The 22,639-nt window shown below is 38.6% G+C and carries 14 protein-coding genes; 8 read left to right on the forward strand and 6 right to left on the reverse strand.

Annotation, left to right across the window (positions count from 1 at the left end; all coding sequences use genetic code 11):
• Positions 1-20: 20 nt before the first annotated feature.
• From OOZ15_RS07645 to OOZ15_RS07670, 6 genes are all read right to left on the reverse strand, one after another.
• Entirely contained in the window at positions 21-647 is a 627-nt protein-coding gene (locus OOZ15_RS07645) for a dioxygenase family protein (protein ID WP_265955536.1), read from the reverse strand.
• Positions 648-672: 25 nt separating this feature from the next.
• Complete coding sequence (locus tag OOZ15_RS07650) at positions 673-1,617, reverse strand: YybH family protein (protein ID WP_265955538.1); 945 nt, start codon at positions 1,615-1,617, stop codon at positions 673-675.
• A gap of 9 nt (positions 1,618-1,626) precedes the next feature.
• A complete protein-coding gene (locus OOZ15_RS07655) occupies positions 1,627-3,015 on the reverse strand; it encodes an SMP-30/gluconolactonase/LRE family protein (RefSeq protein WP_265955539.1) in 1,389 nt (462 codons plus the stop codon).
• Positions 3,016-3,031: 16 nt separating this feature from the next.
• Positions 3,032-4,447: an aspartyl protease family protein gene (locus OOZ15_RS07660; RefSeq protein ID WP_265955541.1), complete on the reverse strand. Its 1,416-nt coding sequence runs from the start codon at positions 4,445-4,447 to the stop codon at positions 3,032-3,034.
• A 188-nt stretch (positions 4,448-4,635) separates the two neighbouring features.
• Complete coding sequence (locus tag OOZ15_RS07665) at positions 4,636-4,941, reverse strand: helix-turn-helix transcriptional regulator (protein ID WP_265955543.1); 306 nt, start codon at positions 4,939-4,941, stop codon at positions 4,636-4,638.
• Positions 4,942-4,974: 33 nt separating this feature from the next.
• Complete coding sequence (locus OOZ15_RS07670) at positions 4,975-5,241, reverse strand: hypothetical protein (RefSeq protein WP_265955545.1); 267 nt, start codon at positions 5,239-5,241, stop codon at positions 4,975-4,977.
• A gap of 673 nt (positions 5,242-5,914) precedes the next feature.
• Between OOZ15_RS07670 and OOZ15_RS07675 the strand changes: the two genes are divergently transcribed.
• From OOZ15_RS07675 to OOZ15_RS07710, 8 genes are all read left to right on the forward strand, one after another.
• The gene (locus tag OOZ15_RS07675) at positions 5,915-9,589 is read left to right on the forward strand and encodes a hybrid sensor histidine kinase/response regulator transcription factor (protein ID WP_265955546.1); all 3,675 of its coding nucleotides are present in this window, start codon (positions 5,915-5,917) and stop codon (positions 9,587-9,589) included.
• Between the two features lie 203 nt (positions 9,590-9,792).
• On the forward strand, positions 9,793-11,616 hold the full coding sequence (locus OOZ15_RS07680; protein ID WP_265955548.1) for a rhamnogalacturonan lyase: 1,824 nt from the start codon (positions 9,793-9,795) through the stop codon (positions 11,614-11,616).
• Positions 11,617-11,709: 93 nt separating this feature from the next.
• Positions 11,710-11,958: an SDR family NAD(P)-dependent oxidoreductase gene (locus OOZ15_RS07685; protein ID WP_265955550.1), complete on the forward strand. Its 249-nt coding sequence runs from the start codon at positions 11,710-11,712 to the stop codon at positions 11,956-11,958.
• A gap of 273 nt (positions 11,959-12,231) precedes the next feature.
• A complete protein-coding gene (locus OOZ15_RS07690; RefSeq protein WP_265955552.1) occupies positions 12,232-15,228 on the forward strand; it encodes a glycoside hydrolase family 2 protein in 2,997 nt (998 codons plus the stop codon).
• Between the two features lie 54 nt (positions 15,229-15,282).
• A complete protein-coding gene (locus OOZ15_RS07695; RefSeq protein ID WP_265955554.1) occupies positions 15,283-15,543 on the forward strand; it encodes a hypothetical protein in 261 nt (86 codons plus the stop codon).
• A 66-nt stretch (positions 15,544-15,609) separates the two neighbouring features.
• Positions 15,610-17,844, forward strand: coding sequence for a fasciclin domain-containing protein (locus OOZ15_RS07700; RefSeq protein ID WP_265955556.1), 2,235 nt, complete (start codon positions 15,610-15,612; stop codon positions 17,842-17,844).
• A gap of 1 nt (position 17,845) precedes the next feature.
• Positions 17,846-21,127 carry a SusC/RagA family TonB-linked outer membrane protein gene (locus OOZ15_RS07705; RefSeq protein WP_265955557.1) on the forward strand — a complete coding sequence of 1,094 codons (3,282 nt, stop codon included), beginning with the start codon at positions 17,846-17,848 and terminating at the stop codon, positions 21,125-21,127.
• A 13-nt stretch (positions 21,128-21,140) separates the two neighbouring features.
• Positions 21,141-22,634 (forward strand): RagB/SusD family nutrient uptake outer membrane protein, encoded by a 1,494-nt coding sequence (locus OOZ15_RS07710; protein ID WP_265955558.1) that lies wholly within the window; start codon positions 21,141-21,143, stop codon positions 22,632-22,634.
• The last annotated feature ends 5 nt before the right edge of the window (positions 22,635-22,639 follow it).

The following is a 22,639-nucleotide window of genomic DNA, read 5'->3' on the forward strand; positions in this document are numbered from 1 at the left end:
TTAATTCCTTAATGTTTTTACTATTTATACCCGGGAATATTTTTACCTAAAATAATATCTTTTGTTCCTACCATCAGGTCGCCTTCTTTTTTTAAGTCGAGCAAGCGGGGCGTGCCACCACGAGGCGCTTCAGGATTGGTTTCGTTTTCCGTTAGTAACGGGTCACCCGTAAACACGATACTGTCGAGCCAGTAATATTTACCATTGGACTCTAAAATGGTGTAATGGATATGGGCCGCTTCTCTGCCGCTGGGATAGGCTGCGGGTTGCAGTGTGTAATAGGCATAATGCCCGTTTTTATCTGTTTTAACCCAGCCGCGGATATAGCCGTGCCGTTTTTCCCAGCCTTTTGAATCTGCTTTTGGGGCGTAGATGCCTTCCTGATTGGTGTGGTACACATAAAGTATCACACCTTCTGCCGGTGTTTTACCATCCTGTTGATAGACCTTTCCCTGTACTTTTATTTGGATACCGCGATCGTGAAAATCGGGCAAAGTATCTGTGGGTGTCAATGGCCTGTCGCCAAATTCAAGAATAGCTTCGGTTCCTTCGCCGCCTCCCACCAATTGTGTCTTTTGCTGCCTTTGGGAATTAGCACAGGATGCAAATAAGATACTTAATAGTATGGTTGTGATTAATGGTTTCATGGTATTGTGTTTTTCATTGTTGATGTTATTTCTTTTCCATAGATAGATTCATCCAGATCGACCGCCAGATTTTCCAGCTGTTGTCGGGTTGTTTTTTGTATATCATCGACCCGATTCCTTTTTGCAATCTGCTAAAGCGAATCGTGTCTTTCTCGTATGTCCAGTCAAGCATCGATTTTTGGGTACTTACTGCCAAGGTATCAAGGATATTCAAACTTAAAATTTCTGTATTATATTCGTTGATGATGGTCTTTGAGCCGTCTTTTGGAAACCAATACTCGCGTATATCAGCATTGCCTGTTATAGGATTTATCCCATCGGGGTGAAGTCTCGCATTTTTATCCATCAGGGCCATAATTTTTTCTTCATCCATGGTCTTCCAGCCGTTGACAAAGTCTTTTTGGATTTGTCTTATGGTGGACTCAGCCTGTCCTGATGATTTGTTTTCGGAGGTTTTGGCCTTATACAATCCATCAAAAATAGTTTTCCATGTTTTCCCCTCATTATCGGATCTATCCATAAGTTGTCGAACTGTATTATTGACTTCATCTGCATAGTAGATCATACGCAATAGAAATGGATCCCCTTCTTTGGTATGATGTCGGGCTATGAGTTGCATGTCACCTTCGGTATAATCATCCGGTTCTACATAGTGCGATACCTGGCCCACCGTAACCCAATCCTGTTTCCATTTTTTAGCTGCGGGATCATAATAGCTGATGGAGTTTCCCCCTGCTCGATTGAGGGGGCGGTAATTTTCTATTATTCCACAGTTACCACTAGTATGGGAAATGGTACTTTCCGCTATTTTTTCATCGTTTAGATAGACATCCCATTCCCCCACCCAAAAATCGAAGGCTCGGTATTCCGGGAGCGAGTCACATGTGGACTGACCGGTTAAATGGTTGGACGATAAAATACCCAATATTAAAATGAGGGTAGGAAGAGATTTTATATATATGATTTTCATAATAAAAGTTTATTCGTTTGTTAAGGTTTTTACCGTTACCCGATAAAGCAACCATTTCCCGTTTTTATCTACCCAAACTTCAGAAATCCCGGCTTTTGAAGTTGATTGTTCTCCGTCAGGTCCGGTATAGGTTTCGGAGACGATTCTCCGGGTGAAGGCTTCATTATCTTCAATATCAATAGAAATGATTTGTTGGCCCCTGTTAGATACCCGCCAGCCGTCATCAAACCAACCGCGAACGCCTTCGACCCACGACTTCTTATTGTCAATGGAATCGCTTCCTATGGTCCATCGGCTGAAATCTTCTGTTAGAAACCCTGCATAAGCATCGGCGCCTTTACCATTGGGGGTAGTGGTTTGGGAAAATTTATTAATGGTTTCTATGATTTCTTCCTGTTGTTTTGACCAATTGTTTTGAGTGTCTGGCAAGGACAGAATTCCCATAACCATTACTACCTTGCCCGGATGTAGCACTATTGGTCTTTTTTTCCAAATAGGTTTATACACATTAATATACAAGGTGTCGCCTGTTTTGCTTGTGGCAATGCCGTTGGGCTTGTTGAAAGTGGCTGTACTGGCATCGCCGTCAGTGTTTTTAAAAGCGGAATGTTTGCCGGCTATTTTTAAAACGGAACCGTCCAGACCCACACGATAGAGTTTGCCCGGACCAATGGTAACCACAAACAGCCAACCATTGGAATAGATTAAATGTCCGTTGCCAATGGTCCTCGACTCTAGGGTTAATGTAGGCAATTCCGCCAAAACCGATACCGCACCATCGGGTGTTATTTTTAGTATCTTACCATCGCTGAAATTACAGGTGTATAAATTTCCTTTATCATCTTGAGTGAGCCCGTTGGGGCACATAAAATGTTCCGATTGGGCAAAGGTTTGATACTTCCCGTCCGGGGAAATTTTACCAATTTCGTTTTTCCCACAGTTAGCCACGTAGATGTTTCCCGATTTATCTCCTTCAAGGCCAATGGGGGTTTTAATCTTGGTGGTATCGTGAACCCATTTATGAATTACTTTCCCATTGGTGTCAACCTTACTCACGGCATTTCCGGCGTTATTGGATTGGTAAAAATTTCCCTTGGAATCAAAACAAGCCCCTGAAGCCCCTTTAAAACCTTTAGCAAAAACCGTAAGCTTTTCTGTTTTAGGATTCCATTTGTACACTTTGGTTGGCTTTTCAAATTTTTCGAGATATTTACCAAAATCGCCGATGTAGATATTGCCGTATTTGTCGGCCGTAACACCACCGCTGGCATTGAGCTCAAACAAGGTTTTTACTTGAATGTTAATCTCGCTTTGAGCCATGACATAATACCCTGAAACCATAAAAGCAATACAGAATAGGGCTAAAGAGCCTTTCGTTAAAAATGTAGATTTATGCATGCTTGTGGTTTTTATGTTATAGAACCTTGTTCAACACGAACGAAAATTTCAATTCAGAGCCCCCACGTTCAATAATCAGCTTTATTTTCTTGCCTACTTTTTCATTGAGTATTTCGGTGACTTCTTGCAACGAATATTTGTGGGTTTCCTTGCCGTTTACTTTTAACACAATGTCGCCTTCTTGCAAACCGGCTTTGTGGGCAGGGCTTTGGTCGCGCACATCAGCAATTTCTATGGCGGGGAGGAGTTCGTAGCGAATGCTTTTTTGCATCATGATTTCCACACCATTGTGGTTACCTTCTTCTTTTCTTGTCACATCGTTAAGTCCACCAACCAAGTCTTTTATTGCCCGTAGTCCGTTGTGTCTTAAGTCGATACCGCTCATGTTGTATTTAAACGGTTTGTCATAAAGATAATTCTTTTTATAGGTAATTCGATTATTGGGATAATCTAATATTAAGTGAAACCGTTTTAAAACTTCCATACCTATCGGCCCGTTACGATCTCTAATTGGTGGCATGTATTGTAAACTAGAAGAATCGGGATAAGCCACTTTCACGTCTTGTAGGTTGTATTTTCCGATGACTAACTGCTCAATACGGCTTCTTTTGCCTGATACTTTCCCGTTTAAGCCAACACCCAAGATGTCTTCAAAATACTTAGTGGGGGCGGCAATGTTGTATTTTTTGTTTTTAAAAAGCCATATGGCATTGCTACTGCCGGTATCGAGAAGCAGTTTTACTTTTTTGGGCTTGCTTGTTGGATGTTGTGTAACCATGGCCTTTATGTAGATCTTGTCCTGCTCTAAAGCAAGCGTTTTTGTTTCACATTTTCTACATTTTTTGTACTTGTATCTTGAGGGATTGTAAAACTTCATTACCTCGCGCGGAAAGTTGATTTTAACCACAAAACCCTTCAGCAACTCATAGCTCATTATGCCGTCCACGTCTTTACCTATCCTTGACGACAGGTTAAAATCGGTGTTGGACAATATGTATAAATCTTGGTTTTTATTACTAAGTCCGCCAATTTTCATGGTGCTTCCCTTGGTGTGGATGGCTTTTACCGGCTCGCCTTCGCCAAGACCTTTGATAATGATCTCGCGGGCGTTGGATATTTGAAGTGAATCAGTTGCGAGATTAAACAATATGGGCTTGCTCACCCCGGTGTCGAGAATAAAGGAAAACGGGACACCATTAATTTCGACAGGTATAATTATCAGATTGTTGATAAACTCGAAGCGCAATTTTTCAGAATGCTTACCATCAGCTATTATAAAACTGTCCTGTCCGTATGAAAACGAACAGGATAACATTATAGTAATTAATGTGTTGACAAATATATGTTTTATGCAGGAGCGTTCCACTTTGATACTTTGTTCTTGTTTCTTTATTTCAAGAACCCATTTTGGAAGGTTTTGATCTAGTATCAAATATAACTTGCTATGTCTTCCAACGTTCTAATTTGCAGTTAATCACTTTTTAATTGAAGTGAATATCATATATTTTGAAGTAAATAAAAATGTTTTAAACCAAGGATTGTTATTGAAACGTTAAAAACAAACTTGGTTTTAACAAGGTGTTAAGAGTTACAATGATTAACAAAAGAGGAGGGAGGTAACTATTTAACTTTATTACTTCCTAAATTGTTGATAAACTTATCAAGGTTTTCATCTTTTTGTAGATTCAGCTTCTGTTTAAGCCTATAGCGTGCCATACGGATACTTTTTGGGGCAACATTTAACTTTGATGCCATTTCTTTATTGGTGAGTTCCATAAGGATGTAGGAACAATATTTTAAATCAAGACGGGTAAGCTTGTTTTCTGCTTTTTGTTGAAGTCTGGCGATAAACTCAGGACGTATTTCGGCAAACTTTGTTTTTATTTCATTATAGCTTTTATCGACCTCATGGCTTTTGGATATCAACCGTTTAATTTGCCGATGTAGCGGATCACTACTTTACAGTGAATCAAGTTTTTCTTTAAGATCTTGTAAAAGCGTGTTCTTCTCTTCCACTTGAAGGGTACCTGCCAAAAGCTCTTTCTCCAACCGATCCAGACGTTCTCGCATAAGTTTGCGTTCGGCGCGCAAGCGTGCAGTTTCTTCAACTTTAAGGCTGGCTTGCAGTTCTACTTCATTTTTTTCACCAACAAGCAATAAGTGTCGCTGTTGAGATGCTTTTAGTTTAAAATGATAGGAACGAAACAGGAAAAACAGTCCTAACACCCCGGCCGCTATTAAAATAAAATAATAACGGTTTAGTTTTTTTGTAAAGGTTGCTTCCTGTTGGGCAGCTTTAAGGGCAAGATATTTTTTTTCTGATTGGTATTGGGCTTCTAGCCGTTGGGATATGGAAAGCTTTTCCTAGGGTAAAGATACAAAATTGAATGTTTATCTATACTGTTTTCTTTTTTCGTGTTATGTTTCTGGAGTTAAGGGGATTCAAAACAAGGGTGTTGCCAAAAATAACGGTGTTTACTGTAATTCAGTACATCTATAAATTCATTTTCAATAGAAATTCAATAATATTAAATCAGCATTGTTTAAAATACGCAACAGGTGTTTTAAGTACCATGAGCTTCTTAATTAATCTTTCCCCTCAGGATAGAACAGGACAGCATGAAGGGATATAATGCTTACTTTTCATGGCGTTTAGGATCTTATAACCCAGGGTATTCTACCTTACTAAGACATTACTGTCGGAACTTTTGAAATATATGTCTGAACATAATTTTAAGGTAATTGCCATGAAGGATCTAAGTATATAATGAATTAAATTCTAATATATCATAATCTAATAATATTTTGACTTAAAATCATTATTATTATTAATAATAGGGTGTTGGTAGTTAATTTATAACATAAGTATGTTAAATTGAAGAAGAATGTTCATAAAAAGATGATTGAAGCTGACAAGGTGCTTAGACTACCTTATATGCTATACTTGTTTGTTGTGCTGTTGTCTTGTGGGGTATGCAGCGCACAGGATCTTTTTTTTGAAAAGGTAACAGGGGAAAAGATAAACCCGGTTACGCCTATTCATGGTATAGCCAAAGATTCTACCGGATATATGTGGTTTGGGAGTTGGAACGGAGCATACCGGTATGACGGGAAAACCTTCGATTTTTATTATCACGATTCCAACGACAACACCTCACTGCCCAACAATCGTATCCGTAATATCATTTCTGATAAAGAATACGGTCTTTGGTTGCTCACTTTCGATTGGAAATATGTAAAATACAATTATAGTCTGAACAATTTTAAGATTGTAAATGATGATCTGGTTCCTGAAATTGTTATAACTAAATTAGGTAATGATTCCAACAAGCTGAACCGAAATAACAATCTAAACGGAAAAGAGTATTATCTGTCATCCCATCATCTAAGGGAAAGGGATATAAAGAGCGGAAAAACCTATCAATACACGGCAAATATGAACCGCCCCGGTGGATTGTTGGACGATTATATTACCACTTTTTTTATTGATGACGAACAGATACTTTGGTTGGGAACCCGTGGTGGGGATATTTATAAAGTAAATACCAACAGAAATCCCTTCGAATTGTATTATGGATACAGTAGGGAAAATGAGAAAACCAAATTGGCATCCGTAAGGGCTATTCTTAAAGTGGATGATAAAATTTGGTTGGGTACAAACGAAGGAATACTGATTTACAACAATAATGGATTGGTAAAAGATCATCCGTTTTATAGCTCGAATAGTGAAATCACAGAGGTGCGCACCTTGCTAATGGACAGTAAAGGAGGGATATGGATAGGCGGTGTAAGAGGGCTTGAGTATTACAACGCAGAAACCAATGAAAGTAAGACCTATATATCGAGGAAATTGCATCCTGATTTAGAGATTTGGTCTGTTTATGCCATAAAATCGTCCAGAGAAAATACTGTTTGGATAGGCTTGTATAATGGACTGGCCAGAATCAGTTTAACAGATTATAGCATTAAGTTCTTTAATCTATCGAAAGAAGTTAACGATAAAAGTATCATGGATATATTGGTTGTTGACGATAATCAATTATGGTTAGCAACAGAGGGTAATGGTATTGTTCGGTTGATGTTCAATACTAAAGGTGACATTTCAGACAGATCATTAATTAATACTTCTCAAACAGGGATGCATGAAATCTCCGGAGATATGATTTATGCTTTACATCAGGATAAAACAGGTGCTATTTGGATGGGAAGCAGTGAAGGACTCAACAATATAAAAACAAAAGGAACTTCCGTTCAGATTAACAAAACACCTCTAATTCCCGATATGCCTAACATTTATATTTCGGCTATAACAGGTGATAACGATGGAAATATATGGGTGTCACACAAAAGGGGAATCACTGTGATTGAAGCCGGGACAGGAAAAATTTCAAATTATCATATAAAGGATCAGGTAAGCTCATGGACATTTATGGAAAGGGCTTTGTATAAAGACACGACAAATGGCAAGATTTATTTTGGCGCTAAAAACGGATATGTATCCTTTGATCCGCAAAGGATAAAAGCGGTTTCAAACCATGATAAGCTGGTGTTAAAATCACTTTATGTATCCAACGAAAAGGTAGTTCCGATGAAAAAGATCAAGAACAAGCCAATATTGACTAAATCCTTGCTGCTAACCAAATCGATAGAGCTCGATTACCAAAACCGGAACTTTGCTATAGAGTTATCCTTACTTGATTATATCGATGATGGAGAAGGGATATTTGAATATATGCTGGAAGGGCACGAAGATACTTGGAATCAAGTTTTTGGGAGTAAAGTGGCCTATAACAAAGTGCCCCCGGGGACATATACTTTTAAAGCCAGACCCGTTTTCCCAAATGGATCAGGAACCTCTGTGGTAACATTGGGGGTAAATATTCTTTCCCCGTGGTATGCTACGCCTTTAGCCATTGTTGTTTATGTGGTATTTCTTTTGGGTGTTTTGTATTTGATACTCCGGGAAATACTCTCTAGGGAACGTTTAAAGAACGAAATCAAAATGGAGCGGATGAATGCTGAAAAACATGAAGAGCTGAAAAAAGAAAAACTGGAATTCTTCACCAGCGTTTCCCATGAACTAAAAACTCCTTTGAGTTTGATTTCCGATCCTTTATACCGACTTCAGAGTGGGGATTTAAAGCAGGATGACAGGGAAATCTATTTTTCCATCATCAATAGGAATGTTAAAAACTTATCGCGACTTATTAATCAGATATTGGATTTCCGTAAGTCGGAAAAAGGAAAACTGAAATCACATCCTACTTCATGGGATTTTAATGAATTGGTACGGGCTTGTTATAGATCGTTTAAGTTTATCGCCATAAAGAGAGACATTCAATTTGATCTTAAAGTGGATGACGAGCCCTTATATTGTTACCTCGATCTGGAAAAAACCGAACAGATTATAATGAACGTACTGTCCAATGCTTTTAAATATACCTCAAATGGTGGAAAAGTAGTCTTATCAGCAAAACTGAATTCAAAAAAGACCTATCTGAAAATAGGGATTATAGACAATGGTGTAGGGATAGAAGCAAAGGCACTAAAAAAGATATTTAAACCGTTTAATAATGTAGGTTCGAGGCCTTTTCACGGGAACTCCTCGGGAATAGGATTGTCTTTCACCAAAAACCTTATTCAGTTATTAAAAGGAAAAATATCGATAGATAGTCTTCCAAATATCGGAACCAAGGTATCCATTAAGCTTCCATATATAGAAGGCAAAAAAGAAACCCTTAGTAAAATTCAACAGGAAGCTACCTACAAACACTATTTTAATGAAGATGAAAAGAAGGTGGTCAATAAGGCGAATAAACCAACTGTTCTTATTGTGGAAGACAACCCCGATGTACAGACCTACCTAAGCAAAGAGTTAAGCAATGAGTTTTCTATACTTCAGGAGTACAATGGAAAAAAGGGATTGGAGTCGGCCGTAAGTAATATCCCGGATTTAATTATTTCTGATATCATGATGCCCATTATGGAAGGGACAGACCTTTGTAAAAGTATTAAAACAAAGGAAGCAACCAGTCATATTCCGGTTATCCTTCTTACGGCAAAAGATTCTGATGAAAATCAGATTAAAGGCTATAAGTATGGAGCGGAAGCCTATGTAACAAAACCGTTTAACGTAGGGATTTTAAAGGCTCAGGTTCACAGTGTGCTTGAAAACAGGATGCTTTTGGAACAGCGACTTTCCAAAATAACTTCAATAGATCAACTTCAACAGGAAACTACCGATCTGGATACCGTTTTTCTCAAAAAAGTTACTGAGCGCATAAAAGAAGGTATGGAAGTTATAGATTTTAATGCTGAAAAGTTGGCTGAAACTCTGGGAATAAGTCAACGGCAATTGTACAGAAAACTAAAAGCCGTGAGTGGTAGCACCGTTCACGAATATATCACCCGGGTTCGTATGGATCACGCAGAAAACCTGCTTTTGAATTCAGATATGAATGTATCCCAAGTAGCATATAAGGTTGGATATTCTGAACCATCTAATTTTTCCCGAACGTTTTCCAAGCGTTTTGGTTGCAGTCCTTCCCAATATGTAAAAGGTAAAATTGTCTGATAACAATTTCGTTAAAAGGTCTGATTTTGTATAACTATACCGTAGAATGACAGTTTTTGATAAAGATTGGCAATGATTGATAATGTGGTGAAGAGCTTTACAGCTTACTTTTGGGAAAGATAAAATTCAAACAAATAGAAACTACCTAAAACTTATTTTTTAACGTTTTACATAATTACCACACTATGAAAAAAAATCAAATAATGATTAGAAATATCTTAGCATTCTTTATCGTCGCCCTTTATGGTTTTTCAGGCGGTGCTCAAAGGTTGATGGAAGATTTAGATCGCGGGACAGTTGCTATAAGAAAGGATAAAGAAGAAGTTTTTATTAGCTGGAGACTTTTAGGTACCGACTCAGAAAACACAAAGTTCAATATTTACAGGGGGACAAAAAAACTTAACGAGGAACCTATTGCTAATGTTACAAATTTTATTGATAAAACCAAAGAAGATACTACCTACAGAATTGAGGCTATAGAAAATGACAGGGTTACAAATTCCAAAGCGGTAAAGGTTTGGAGTAAACCGTATTTGGAAATACCCATTCAACAACCACTGGGTGGTAAAACCCCCGATGGGGTTGAATATTCATATACAGCCAATGATTGTAGTGTAGCAGATTTGGATGGGGACGGACAGTATGAAATAATATTAAAATGGAATCCTACCAATGCTAAAGATAATTCCCACGAAGGTTATACCGGAAATGTTTTTCTGGATGCATATGAGTTTGACGGGACCCGATTATGGCGAATAGATTTGGGTAAAAATATTAGAGCTGGGGCTCATTATACACAGTTTATTGCGTATGATTTTGATGGGGACGGTTTTGCCGAAGTTGCATGTAAAACAGCCGACGGTACTATAGATGGAGAAGGAAATGCAATAGGTGATCCTAAACTTGATTATAGAAATAAAGAGGGAAGAATCTTAAAAGGTGAAGAGTATCTCAGTATTTTTGAGGGTAAATCAGGTGTAGCTTTATCAACGGTTGACTATATACCGTCAAGGCATCCGAAAATAAAAAACCCTGATGCAAGACAGCTGAAAGAAATTTGGGGAGATGGTTATGGTAATAGAGTAGATCGTTTTTTAGCTGGTGTAGGTTATTTTAATGGAAAAAAGCCTAGTTTAATAATGGCACGAGGTTACTATACACGCAGTGTGTTGGTAGCCTGGGATTTTAAAAACGGGAAACTGCATCAACGTTGGAAATTTGATAGTAACGATAAAGGGAATGAAGCTTATGCAGGTCAAGGGAACCATCAGTTGGCTATAGCAGATGTTGATAACGATGGTAAAGATGAAGTTGTTTATGGAGCCATGACTATTGACGATGACGGGACTGGATTATATTCATCCGGTTTGGGTCATGGAGATGCTATGCATGTTGGGGATTTGGTTCCGAAAAGAGAAGGGCTTGAGATCTGGACGGCTCAAGAAGACAGAAGTAGTTATAGAGGTCATGGTCTTTGGTTAAGAGACGCGAATACCGGTGAAACGCTGTGGGGTGTTAAAGCAAGAGGAGATGTTGGTAGAGGTCTATCTGCAAATGTAGATCCGCGTTATGAAGGAAACGAAATGTGGGGAGCTGTAGGTGGTTTGCATAATGCTTCAGGTGAAAAAATATCGAATGAGAGGTTACCTATGAATTTTGCTATTTGGTGGGATGGGGATTTGCTTAGGGAGCTTTTAGATAAGAACACCATTTATAAATGGAATTATAAAGATGAAAAAGTAAAAAAAATGTTGGTTGCTGAAGGAGCTACTTCCAATAATGGTACAAAAGCCACACCGGCACTTAGTGCGGATATTATTGGAGATTGGAGGGAAGAGGTTATTTTTAGGTCTAAAGACAATCAATCCCTTCGTCTATATTCAACTGTGTTTTATACCAATCACTGCTTATATACGTTAATGCACAATCCGCAATACCGTTTAAGTATAGCTTGGCAAAATGTTGCTTATAATCAACCTCCACATCCAGACTTTTTTATTGGGGAAAGTAATGAACAAAACGATTAATCCAGCTATTTTGTAAAGATTGGCAATGATTGATAATGCCGAAAAAGAATGGAAAATTACTTTTGAAAAACATAAAAATTAAAGCTATAAATAATGTTCAAAGGAGTAAAAGACAAAGTAATAGTTGTAACCGGTGGAACGGGAGTTTTGAGTTCAACCATAACCAGGGCTTTGGCCTCGAAGGGAGCCAAAGTAGCCATTTTAGGCCGGAATTTAGATAAAGTCAATACATTGGCAGATAAAATAACCAATCCCGGTTATTCCGCCATAGGAAGGTTAAGGGGATTGGCTGAACTGAGAGGTTTGGTATTGGGGATTAGGAAAAGTGCAATTGGTCAATAATAAGAGCCGACCCCTTGAGGGTTCTGAACCCTCAAGGGGTATATAAAACTAAAAAAAGCTGTCTTTTTAAGGCAGCTTTTTTGTTTCCACAGAGACAAGGTCTTGGGCATTGTTGTCATATCCTGCCAAAACATATCATATCCTGCCATGTCAAACTATGATAAACATTAGCAGCTATTGATAACCAAAAAGAAAGGATAGAAATTAAATTTGAAAGCATTAAATGATCCTCAATAAGATCTTATCAAGTAACAAACATTTAAAAATTAATAAATGAAAATCAAAAAATTATATTTAATCATTTGTGGACTAGCATTCTTAATATATGGATGTTCTTTTTCTTTTCCTGATGGGGAAAACAAGAGGGACAAGTTTAATTTTAACCATGGCTGGAAATTGCATATAGGGGATGTGGCAGAAGCAAAATCCGTCGATTACAATGATACTGGTTGGACAGATATAAACCTTCCTTATGCTTGGAACCAATCAGAGGCATTTAAATTGGATATAAGAGACCTATCAACCGGGATAGCCTGGTACCGAAAAACCTTTCAATTACCTGAAGGGGTTACCGAAGAAAAGGTTTTTATAGAATTTGAAGGCGTACGGCAGATGGGAGAAGTATATGTGAATGGGAAATTTGTAGGTAGAAGTGAAAACGGGGTAATGGCTTTTGGTTTTGATTTAACCCCCCATGTGAAACCTTATCCTCATGAAAATATAATTGCTGTAAAAACAGATAATGATTGGGGTTATAAGGAAAAAAGTAGCGGGTCGGGGTTTCAGTGGAGCGACAGAAACTTCAATGTGAACTACGGTGGCATCCCCAAAAATGTTTTTCTGCATATTACGCCTAAGGTATATCAAACCCTGCCATTGTATTCAGCATTGGGAACCACGGGAACCTATGTATATGCCTCAGATATCAATATAAAAGAAAAAAAGGCGACAGTGAATGTTTCCTCTCAGGTTAAAAACGAATCCTCAAAATCTGTTGACGCACAGTTAAGGATCAGTATAGAGGATATGGAAGGGAACACAGTAAGTTCTTTTCCCGGGGAAACATATACGATGGATCCGGATGTTATCATGGACTTAACGGCTTCTTCTTCGGTAGAAAATCTAAATTTTTGGAGTTGGGGATATGGCTACCTCTACAATGTGTATTCAGAACTTTTGATAGATGATAAGCTTGTAGATAGGGTGGAAATCCGCACCGGGTTTAGAAAAACCAAATTTCAAGACGGAATGATATGGCTCAACGATCGTGTAATAATGATGAAAGGATATGCCCAGCGTACAAGTAATGAATGGCCGGCAGTAGGGATGTCTGTTCCGGCATGGTTGAGCGATTACAGTAACAAATTGATGATTGAGAGTAGTGCGAATCTGGTTCGCTGGATGCACATCACTCCATGGAAACAAGATATTGAGTCGTGTGACAGGGTGGGCTTGATACAAGCCATGCCCGCGGGAGATTCTGAAGGGGATGTAAAAGGCCGCAGATGGGAACAACGAAAAGAGGTGATGAGAGACGCCATCATCTATAACCGGAACAATCCGAGTATCCTTTTCTATGAATGTGGGAATGAAAGTATTTCCGAAGAACATATGAGCGAAATGCGGGAAATTCGGAATCAATACGATTCAAATGGCGGACGAGCCATTGGTAGCAGGGAGATGCTGGATAGTGAAGTTGCTGAATATGGAGGCGAAATGCTTTACATCAACAAGAGTGCCGACATCCCGTTTTGGGCTATGGAATACAGCAGGGATGAAGGGCTACGTAAGTATTGGGACGAATTTACGCCCCCGTACCATAAAGATGGCGATGGACCATTATACAAAGGAGAGGATGCATCAATCTATAATAGAAATCAGGATTCCCATGCGATTGAGGACGTGGTTCGTTGGTTTGATTACTGGGAAATGAGACCCGGTACCGGAGAGCGGGTAAGTTCCGGAGGAGTTAATATTATATTTAGTGATACCAATACTCATCACAGGGGAGAAGAAAATTACCGTAGAAGTGGGGAAGTGGACCCGATGCGGATTCCGAAGGAAAATTATTTTGCCCATAAAGTGATTTGGGATGGATGGGTAGATACCGATACGCCCAATATACACATTATAGGTCATTGGAATTATGAAGCCGGGGTTGTCAAAGATATCACAGTAGTTTCTACTGCAGATGAGGTTGAACTGTTTGTCAATAATGAAAGCCTTGGCAAAGGAGAACAAAGCAAACGCTTCCTGTTTACATTCAAAGATGTAGCGTTTAAGCCGGGAAGTATTAAATCCGTAGGCTATGACAAAGAAGGAGAGGTCGTTTGTGAAACAGGAAAAACAACTTCAGGGGCGCCTTATGGTGTTAAGCTAACGTCCGTCGAAAGACCCGGAGGAATGTTGGCCGATGGCAGTGATCTGACTATTGTACAGGTTGAAGTTGTAGACAAAGACGGAAACCGTTGTCCAACGGCATTAAATATGATCGATTTTGATGTTGAAGGTGAAGGGGTTTTTATAGGTGGGATAGCACAAGGGCCTGATAATTATGTAGGAGCAGAATCACTTCCGGTGGAAGCAGGTGTTAACCGCATTTTTGTAAGGTCTACGGAAAAAGTAGGGGAGATCAAGGTGAAAGCTACTTCTGAAGGACTTAAAAGTGATGAAATAGGCATTAAAACGATTGAAACAGATATTCAGAAACTATCAGAAGTAATGCCCGATGACGAGCTGCCATCCAATTTGGAGAAAGGACCTACCCCGACAATTCCATCATATCAAGTAAGCAGAACACCGATTAAAATAGTGGGAGCAGAAACAGTAACCCATGTATCTGATGTTGATAAAAGTTATGATGACAATGAGTTTACCGAATGGCGTAACGAAGGCAATAAAAATGCTGTAATTGAATATGAACTGGAACGGGAAGCTGATATCAATCAAGCGGTTATCAAATTTGCCGGTTGGAGAAGAAGAAGCTACCCGTTAAAAATTTATGTAGACGATAAGGAAGTATATCATGGGATGAGTCCGCTTAGCTTAGGTTATGTCACCTTTACTTTTCCACCAACTACAGGAAAAAGAGTTCGCGTAGAATTGGTTGGTCGTGCCCAGGATAGCGACAACATCAACATAATAGAGATTACCGGAAAAGTGGATCAGGCCGGATTAAAGTCCAGAGACAGGACTACCGGAAAGTTGCGAATTATCGAGATAGAATTTTATGAACCCGTTTCAAATTCTATTAGCGATGTAGGAGAATAGAAACAGAGATAAACAGATAAACTAACTGATTAATTTAACCAACACCATTATTTTATGAAAGACAAATATATTTTTAAATGCAGTTTGTTGCTCATTCTGATGCTTACAAGCATTTGTTATGGGCAAACGGAAGAAATATCCGGTAGGGTAACAGTTGACAATGGATTGCCATTAGGTGCCGGTATTTACGTCAAAGACACCTCTAATGCCACTAAAAGTTATTTTGATAAAAATTATGGCGCTTTACTTTTATTTCATCAACAAATATTTGAAAAAAATGTAAATAATTCAATAAAACAGGATGCGGCAGGATAGAGTCTCATTTTTGTTATGTTAATTTTATCAAAAAATTATGTTAAAAAAAATACTAAATCTAATATAATGAAGAAAAAGATAAGCTACTATTTACTTTTCCTGCCATTGATTTTTTTTACGGCCAGTTGTAGTAATGATGAAGTTGAAGAATATTATTCGAGACCTGACGATCTTGAGGCTCCTATTTATCAACAGTTAGATGCAAGGGGCAATTTTACCAACTTAATTACCCTCATCGACAAATCAGGATATAAAGATATACTGGGAAAAGCCGGTTATTGGACCATGATGGCACCAAATGATGAAGCATTTACCCAATTCTTTCAAGAACAAGGAATTTCAGATGCGTCGAGTGTCGATTCCCTAACGGCTTCCAAAATTGTGAAATATGCACTTATATACAATGCCTTCCGTACAGAAAGACTTTCAGATTATCAGTCTATTATTGGTTGGGTAGAAGATTTGGCCTTTAGAAGAAGAACCGCTTATTACGATGGTTTTCAAACCAAAAACATAAACGGTAGTCCCATGGTTATTGTGGGGTCAAACCGCAATAATTCTCTTGGAGGCGATCCCTATATTTCAGGAGACAACAACAACAAGTACATTACTTATTTTACGGAAGAATATATGGCTGCTTTAGGGGTCGGGAGTTCTGATTACAACTATTTTTTCCCTAACTCAGCCTATACAGGGTTTAATGTGCTAGGAGCCGAAACCGTTCAAGCAGACATTGTAGCTGAAAACGGGATCATTCACGAAGTTGACAAAGTATCCCTCCCACCAATAAATTTAGATCAAAAGCTTGAAGAAAGCCCTGATTACAGTCTCTTTAGGGATATGTTGGAAGCCAATTTGGTCAATTATGTTTTTGATGAAGAGGCTACGACTACCTATCAAAATTTCACTAAAAAGTCAGATGAAGTTTATGTTAAAGTTTATGATCCGGCGTTGTCATTCTCTCCTAATAACGAAAACTACCTAAAGGAAGAAGATAACGATGGGCAAATAGATGCTTATACTTTAATTGTTCCGGAAAATGCTGCCTTTCAGACATTTGTAGATGAGGTTCTGTTAAAAAATTATCCTTCTTTGGATAAATTGCCCAAATATGTATTCGAAGACTTTTTTAATGCCCATATGGTTCCGAATGCTGTTTGGCCTTCTAAAGCCGGAGGTTACAGCAATGCTTTGGAAGAGGATATCCGGATAGATATGGGAACTGACGTTATAGAAGCTGAAATTTTAAGTAACGGATTCTTTTTTGGAACAAGCAAAATACAGGCTTCCAATTTATTTTACAGTGTTTATACTTCTGCTTACTTGGATCCGGCATTTACCTTAGCTACACGTCTTTTTAATGACGGATCAGGGTTTCGTGAGATTATAAGCAATATTTACAACAATTATACATTGTTTCTTCCTTCAGACGAAGTTTTAATGGACTTAGGGTATGATTACGATATAGATCGTTCCGAATGGGTATATACCTCTCCCGAAACCGGAAATACCGTGCGGGGTACTTTAGCAAGATCCCGTTTGTTAAGGGTTTTGTATAACAGTATTATTTCTACACCAGACCTCGAATTAAATGACTTATCCGGATCCGGTATCATCCGTTCAGGTGATTTTACCCTTCCCGGTGAATATATCAAATGGGAAAATAACCAAGTGTTTGCCGCAGGAAACGAAGTGTTGGAAAATCGTGTGAATATTTTAGGGTACGAAGATCGACAAAACGGACGTACCTACTATATTGATAACATTTTGGAGTTTAGTGAAGAATTCCAAGGAGTTGACTTGTCCCAACTTGCTTCAGAACCAGATTCTCAATTTCTTTATTTCTTTGAGTTCTTAAGGAGCTCCGGTATGTATGATGATGATTCCGGTGCTATTGACGGTGTAGAATTAGGAACATTCTACACATTTGTTATACCAAATAACGATGCCATTAGTCAAGCTGTTATGGACGGAATGCTTCCCGGTGATCCATTAACAGGGGAACCCAATTTTACATTAGAATCGACCTTGGAACAAGGGCAAGTAGCAAATTTTATTAAATACCATATCCTAGCTACCCGTACAGCCTCTGATGATGGATTGATAACCGGTTTAACAGAAACTTTACGTAAAACAGAGTTAGGTGATGAAACTTATGTTTCTGTAATCTCAGCACCCGGAGCACTTAGTTTTGTTGGTGAATCACAAAGGGAAGCTGTTTATATTCCTGAACAAAGCAACCACCTTGCCGATCGCTCTCTTATACACTTAGTAGACAACTATCTTTTATACACCGAATAAAATGAAACATATTAATACCAAATTACTTTGTTTATTTACTGTATTGACAATCTTAACTTCTTTCAACATATCGGCCCAAACATCTGGTGGAGTTGTAAGAGGGTTAGTGATCGATGCAGGGACCAACGAACCAATTCCCGGGGCAACCGTAATAGAACAGGATGCAGAAAACAGGACTGTAACCGGTGTTACAACCGACTTTGATGGGAATTACGCTATTCGCATAAAAAACCCTAACAATAGATTGGTTATTTCATTTATAGGCTACACGACACAAACCATACCTATTAATAACCAAGAAGATATCGACGTGAAAATGGTTTCTTCTGTTGAAGACCTGGATGAAGTTGTAATTATGGCAGAAAAATCAACAGATGATGGGTTGATGGGCATAGCCGAACGTAATTTAACCACCAGTGCCGTAACCGTTAAAGCCCAAGATGTGGAAACCACTCAAGCAGCCTCTATAGATGAAGCACTTCAAGGAAGAGTGCCCGGGGTTGATATTGTGGCTAATTCCGGAGATCCGGGTGCCGGCATGCAAATACGTATTAGAGGAACTTCTTCCATTACTGGGTCGTCAAACCCGCTTATAGTAGTAGATGGTATGCCCTATGAAACATCCATTCCGGAAGATTTTAACTTTGGTACGGCAGACGAACAAGGTTATGCAGCCTTATTAAACATTGCACCATCAGATATTGAAAGTATTACTATATTAAAGGATGCTGCTGCTACTGCTATGTGGGGAGCTCGTGCAGCCGCCGGGGTTCTGATTATTAATACCAAAAGGGGGGCTGTAGGAAAACCCAAAATCAGCTATACTTTTAGAGGAACTTTTTCTAAACTTCCAAATGCGATACCCATGCTGACCGGAGATCAATATTCACAATTGATTCCGGAAGCCTATATGAATCGAACAGGAACTCCACTAAACACACTTGATGTTAAAGAGTTTATGTACGACCCACAAGAAGTTTACTATTACAAAAATTATAGTAATAATACCGATTGGGTAGAGGCTATTTCACAAACAGGTGTTACCGGAGAACACAACCTTTCTTTACAAGGAGGTGGTGAAAAAGCACGTTATTTTACCTCTGTAGGTTATTATAACTCACGGGGGGTGACCAAAGGGACCGGTTATGAACGTATCAATGGTAGGTTAAACTTGGATTATGTAGTATCAGACCGTATCCGGTTTAGAACGGATATCTCTTATACACATTCTAATACTGACAGGAATTATGTAAACACCTTTGGCACAAGAGACAGGGATCGTTTAAGAAGTATTGCTTATACAAAAATGCCTAATATGAGTGTTTATGAATATGATGAAATGGGCAATCTTACACCTAATTATTTTTCACCGGCCGAAAACATTCAAGGGTCATACTCCAGTACCTATAACCCGGTTGCCATGGCCGAATTTGCTACAAACAATCAAATAGGGGAGCGTATTGTGCCGCACTTTAATTTAAAAATTGATTTAATCCCAAACCGGTTAATTTCCACATTCGACCTTCAGTTTGATTTTAACAGTACAAAAGTCAAATCATTTTTACCACAAAATGCTACCGGTAGGCCTTTTACAGAAACAGTTGTAAACCGCGCTTCTGATGCCGATATAGATGCGACAAGTATAACCTCTAAAACAAATTTTGTTTATACACCTGATTTAGGCAATAAACATAGTTTACAATCAATTCTATCGTTTCAGACCAATGATTACACATACGAATCCCATCAAGCACTTACCTCAAATACAGCTTCTTATCTATTGACTGATCCTTCTGTTCCTTCTAGAACCCAAAATTCGGGATTAAGGCTGTATACAAATAATAGTCAATCAAGGAGTGCAGCTGCATTGATCAATGCACAATATGGATTTTTAGACCGCTATCTAATTAATGTAGGTTTGAGAGCCGATGGTAACTCCAAATTTGGTCCGGAAAACCGTTATGCACTGTTTCCTTCTATTTCTACCCGTTGGAGGGTATCCAGCGAAAAGTTTATGGAACAATACGATTTTATAGATGATTTCAGTATTCGCGCCAGTTACGGAAAATCAGGTAGAGCACCGCGTTACGATTATCGCTATTTTAATATTTATAGCAACTATAACACCGAATATTTAGGTTCAAACGGGGTGTATCCCCAAAACATTCTGTTAAGCAATCTACGTTGGGAAACACTTACGGGGAAAAACTTAGGTTTTAACCTTCGAATGTTTAGGCAACGTTTTATGCTTGATGTCGATCTTTATCAGAACCGTACCGAAGACCTTCTTTTCAGAAACATTGATTTAACAACAATTTCAGGTTATTCTGAACTATCTGATAAAAATGTCGGGGTTTTAGATAATCAGGGTTGGGAAATAGGACTGAATACAACGCCGTTCAGGTCTGAAAAGTGGAAAGTAGACTTCAACTTTAACATTTCCAGCAACGAAAACATTATACGTGAAATTTCAGAATTTTATCCAAATGAAAATGGAAATGTTGATCGAAATGGGGAATACAAACGCTTTTTGCAAGTTGACAACCCATTTGGTTCTTTCTATGGTTATAAGTTTTTGGGGGTATACCCTGACTTAGAATCCACACAGGCACGTGATGAAAATGGTAATATAATTACCGGGCCTAGTGGTGAGGTTGTTTATATGCGGTTTAATTATCCAAATACAGATTATACTTTCCAACCCGGTGATGCGATGTATGAAGACGTTAATAAAGATGGAAACATAGACAGTCGCGATGTAGTTTATTTAGGTAATAGTAACCCAAAATTCACCGGTGGTTTTGGATCGACGATAACCTATAACGACCAGTTTAAATTGCTAGTGTTCTTTACCTATCGTATAGATTACGATATTATAAACGGGACAGACATGTTAACTACCAATATGTATGGTTTTGACAACCAAAGTAAAGCTGTATTGTCCAGATGGAGAAATCCGGGGGATCAAACAGATATGCCCAGGGCAATATACAGGGGCGGATACAACTGGTTGGGTTCTAGCCGCTATGTAGAAGATGCATCATTTTTAAGGCTTAGATCGGTTACATTCCGCTATAATTTTAGCAAAAGTCTTTTGAAAAGTTTAAAGCTGGATGATGTAAACGCTTACATTACAGTCGATAATCTTGCAACTTTCACAAAGTATCGTGGACAGGATCCGGAAGTAAATATGCGCAGTGGAGATCCGTTTGGTATTGCAATAGATTATTCGCGTACACCGCCTACCCGTCGTTTCTCTTTAGGTTTACAAATTAGATTTTAAAAAAATTAGAATTATGAAAACTAAAATAATATTTAAACTAGTCTTAATCGTTGCTTTACTAACACAGTCTTGCGACAATTATCTAGATCTAAAACCAGAAGATGGTACTATCCGTGAGGAGTTCTGGAAAACCAAAGAGGATGTACATGCTGCTGTTACAGGCATTTACTCAGCACTACTGAATACACCTCCTACTGAATCAGATTTAACTCTTCCGGAATACCTGTTTATGTATGGTGAGCTTAGGGGTGGAATGGTTTCACCCGGTACTTTTTCAAGTAATGATCAAAGAGATATAATAACCACCAATATACTATCATCTAATGGGGTAACAAGTTGGAGGGCTTTTTACCGTGTTATCAACTATTGTAATACGGTTATCGATCTAGCTCCCGATGTTTTGAACTTGGATCCTACATTTACACAACAACAGCTAAACAATTACCTTTCTGAAGCTTTGGCCATCCGTGCCTATCTGTATTTTACACTGGCACGTACCTTTAGGGATGTACCTTTAAAGTTGGATGCCACATTATCTGATGAAGATAACTTTCAAATCCCTACCTCGCCCCAAGCCCTAATTTTTGAGCAGGTAGCTACAGATTTATTAGAAGCAGAAAGCCATGCTGTTGAAGATTATGGGTCTATACCCCATAACAAAGGGCGAGTTACAAAAAGTACCATAAATGCCATGCAAACAGACCTGTATTTATGGATGGAAGATTATACTGCAGCACTTGAAGCAGCAAACAAAGTAATCAATACCGGTAAATATAGCCTCATAGATGCCAGCCCTCAATGGTTTACTACTGTTTTTGCAAGAGGAAATTCAACAGAAAGTATTTTCGAGTTGCAATATACTCCGGAAAACAGGGGACCATTCTATTCTATCTTTTTACAACGGCCTCAGTTTATAGCTGAAGCCTCAGTTTTGGATCAAGTGTTCGGGATTGATTTTAATGATCCTGAAAATAAGGATATTCGTGGAGAACGGGCTTCATTGGTACCGGGGACTAATGAAATCTACAAGTTTACAGGACTTAATGAAGATAACCGAAAGTCATTAGAAGAATCTGACACACATTGGTTCATTTACCGTTATGCAGACGTGCTTTTAATGAAGGCAGAAGCACTTAACGAATTGGACAGGGGAGATGAAGCTTTAGTAATAGTAAACCAAATACGCGAGTCCAGGGAAGCTATCGAATTAACCGAAGAACCAGTATCCGGCAATGAAAAAAATGGGGTACGGCTGTATATCCTTGCAGAAAGGGCAAGGGAATTGGCGTTTGAAGGAAAACGTTGGTTCGATGTTTTGCGCAATGCCCGTAAAGATAATTATGCCAATATTGATATTATATTAGGTGTAGCGCTTCAAAGTGCTCCTCCCAATCAGCAACAAAGTATTCTTGCAAAACTTCAGGATCCTAACAGCCATTACCTTCCAATAAATGAATATGAGCTGTATACCAATAAAGCTCTTGAGCAAAACCCATTTTACAAATAAAAAAT

The organism is Galbibacter kalidii (assembly GCF_026241135.1).
Lineage (GTDB): Bacteria > Bacteroidota > Bacteroidia > Flavobacteriales > Flavobacteriaceae > Galbibacter.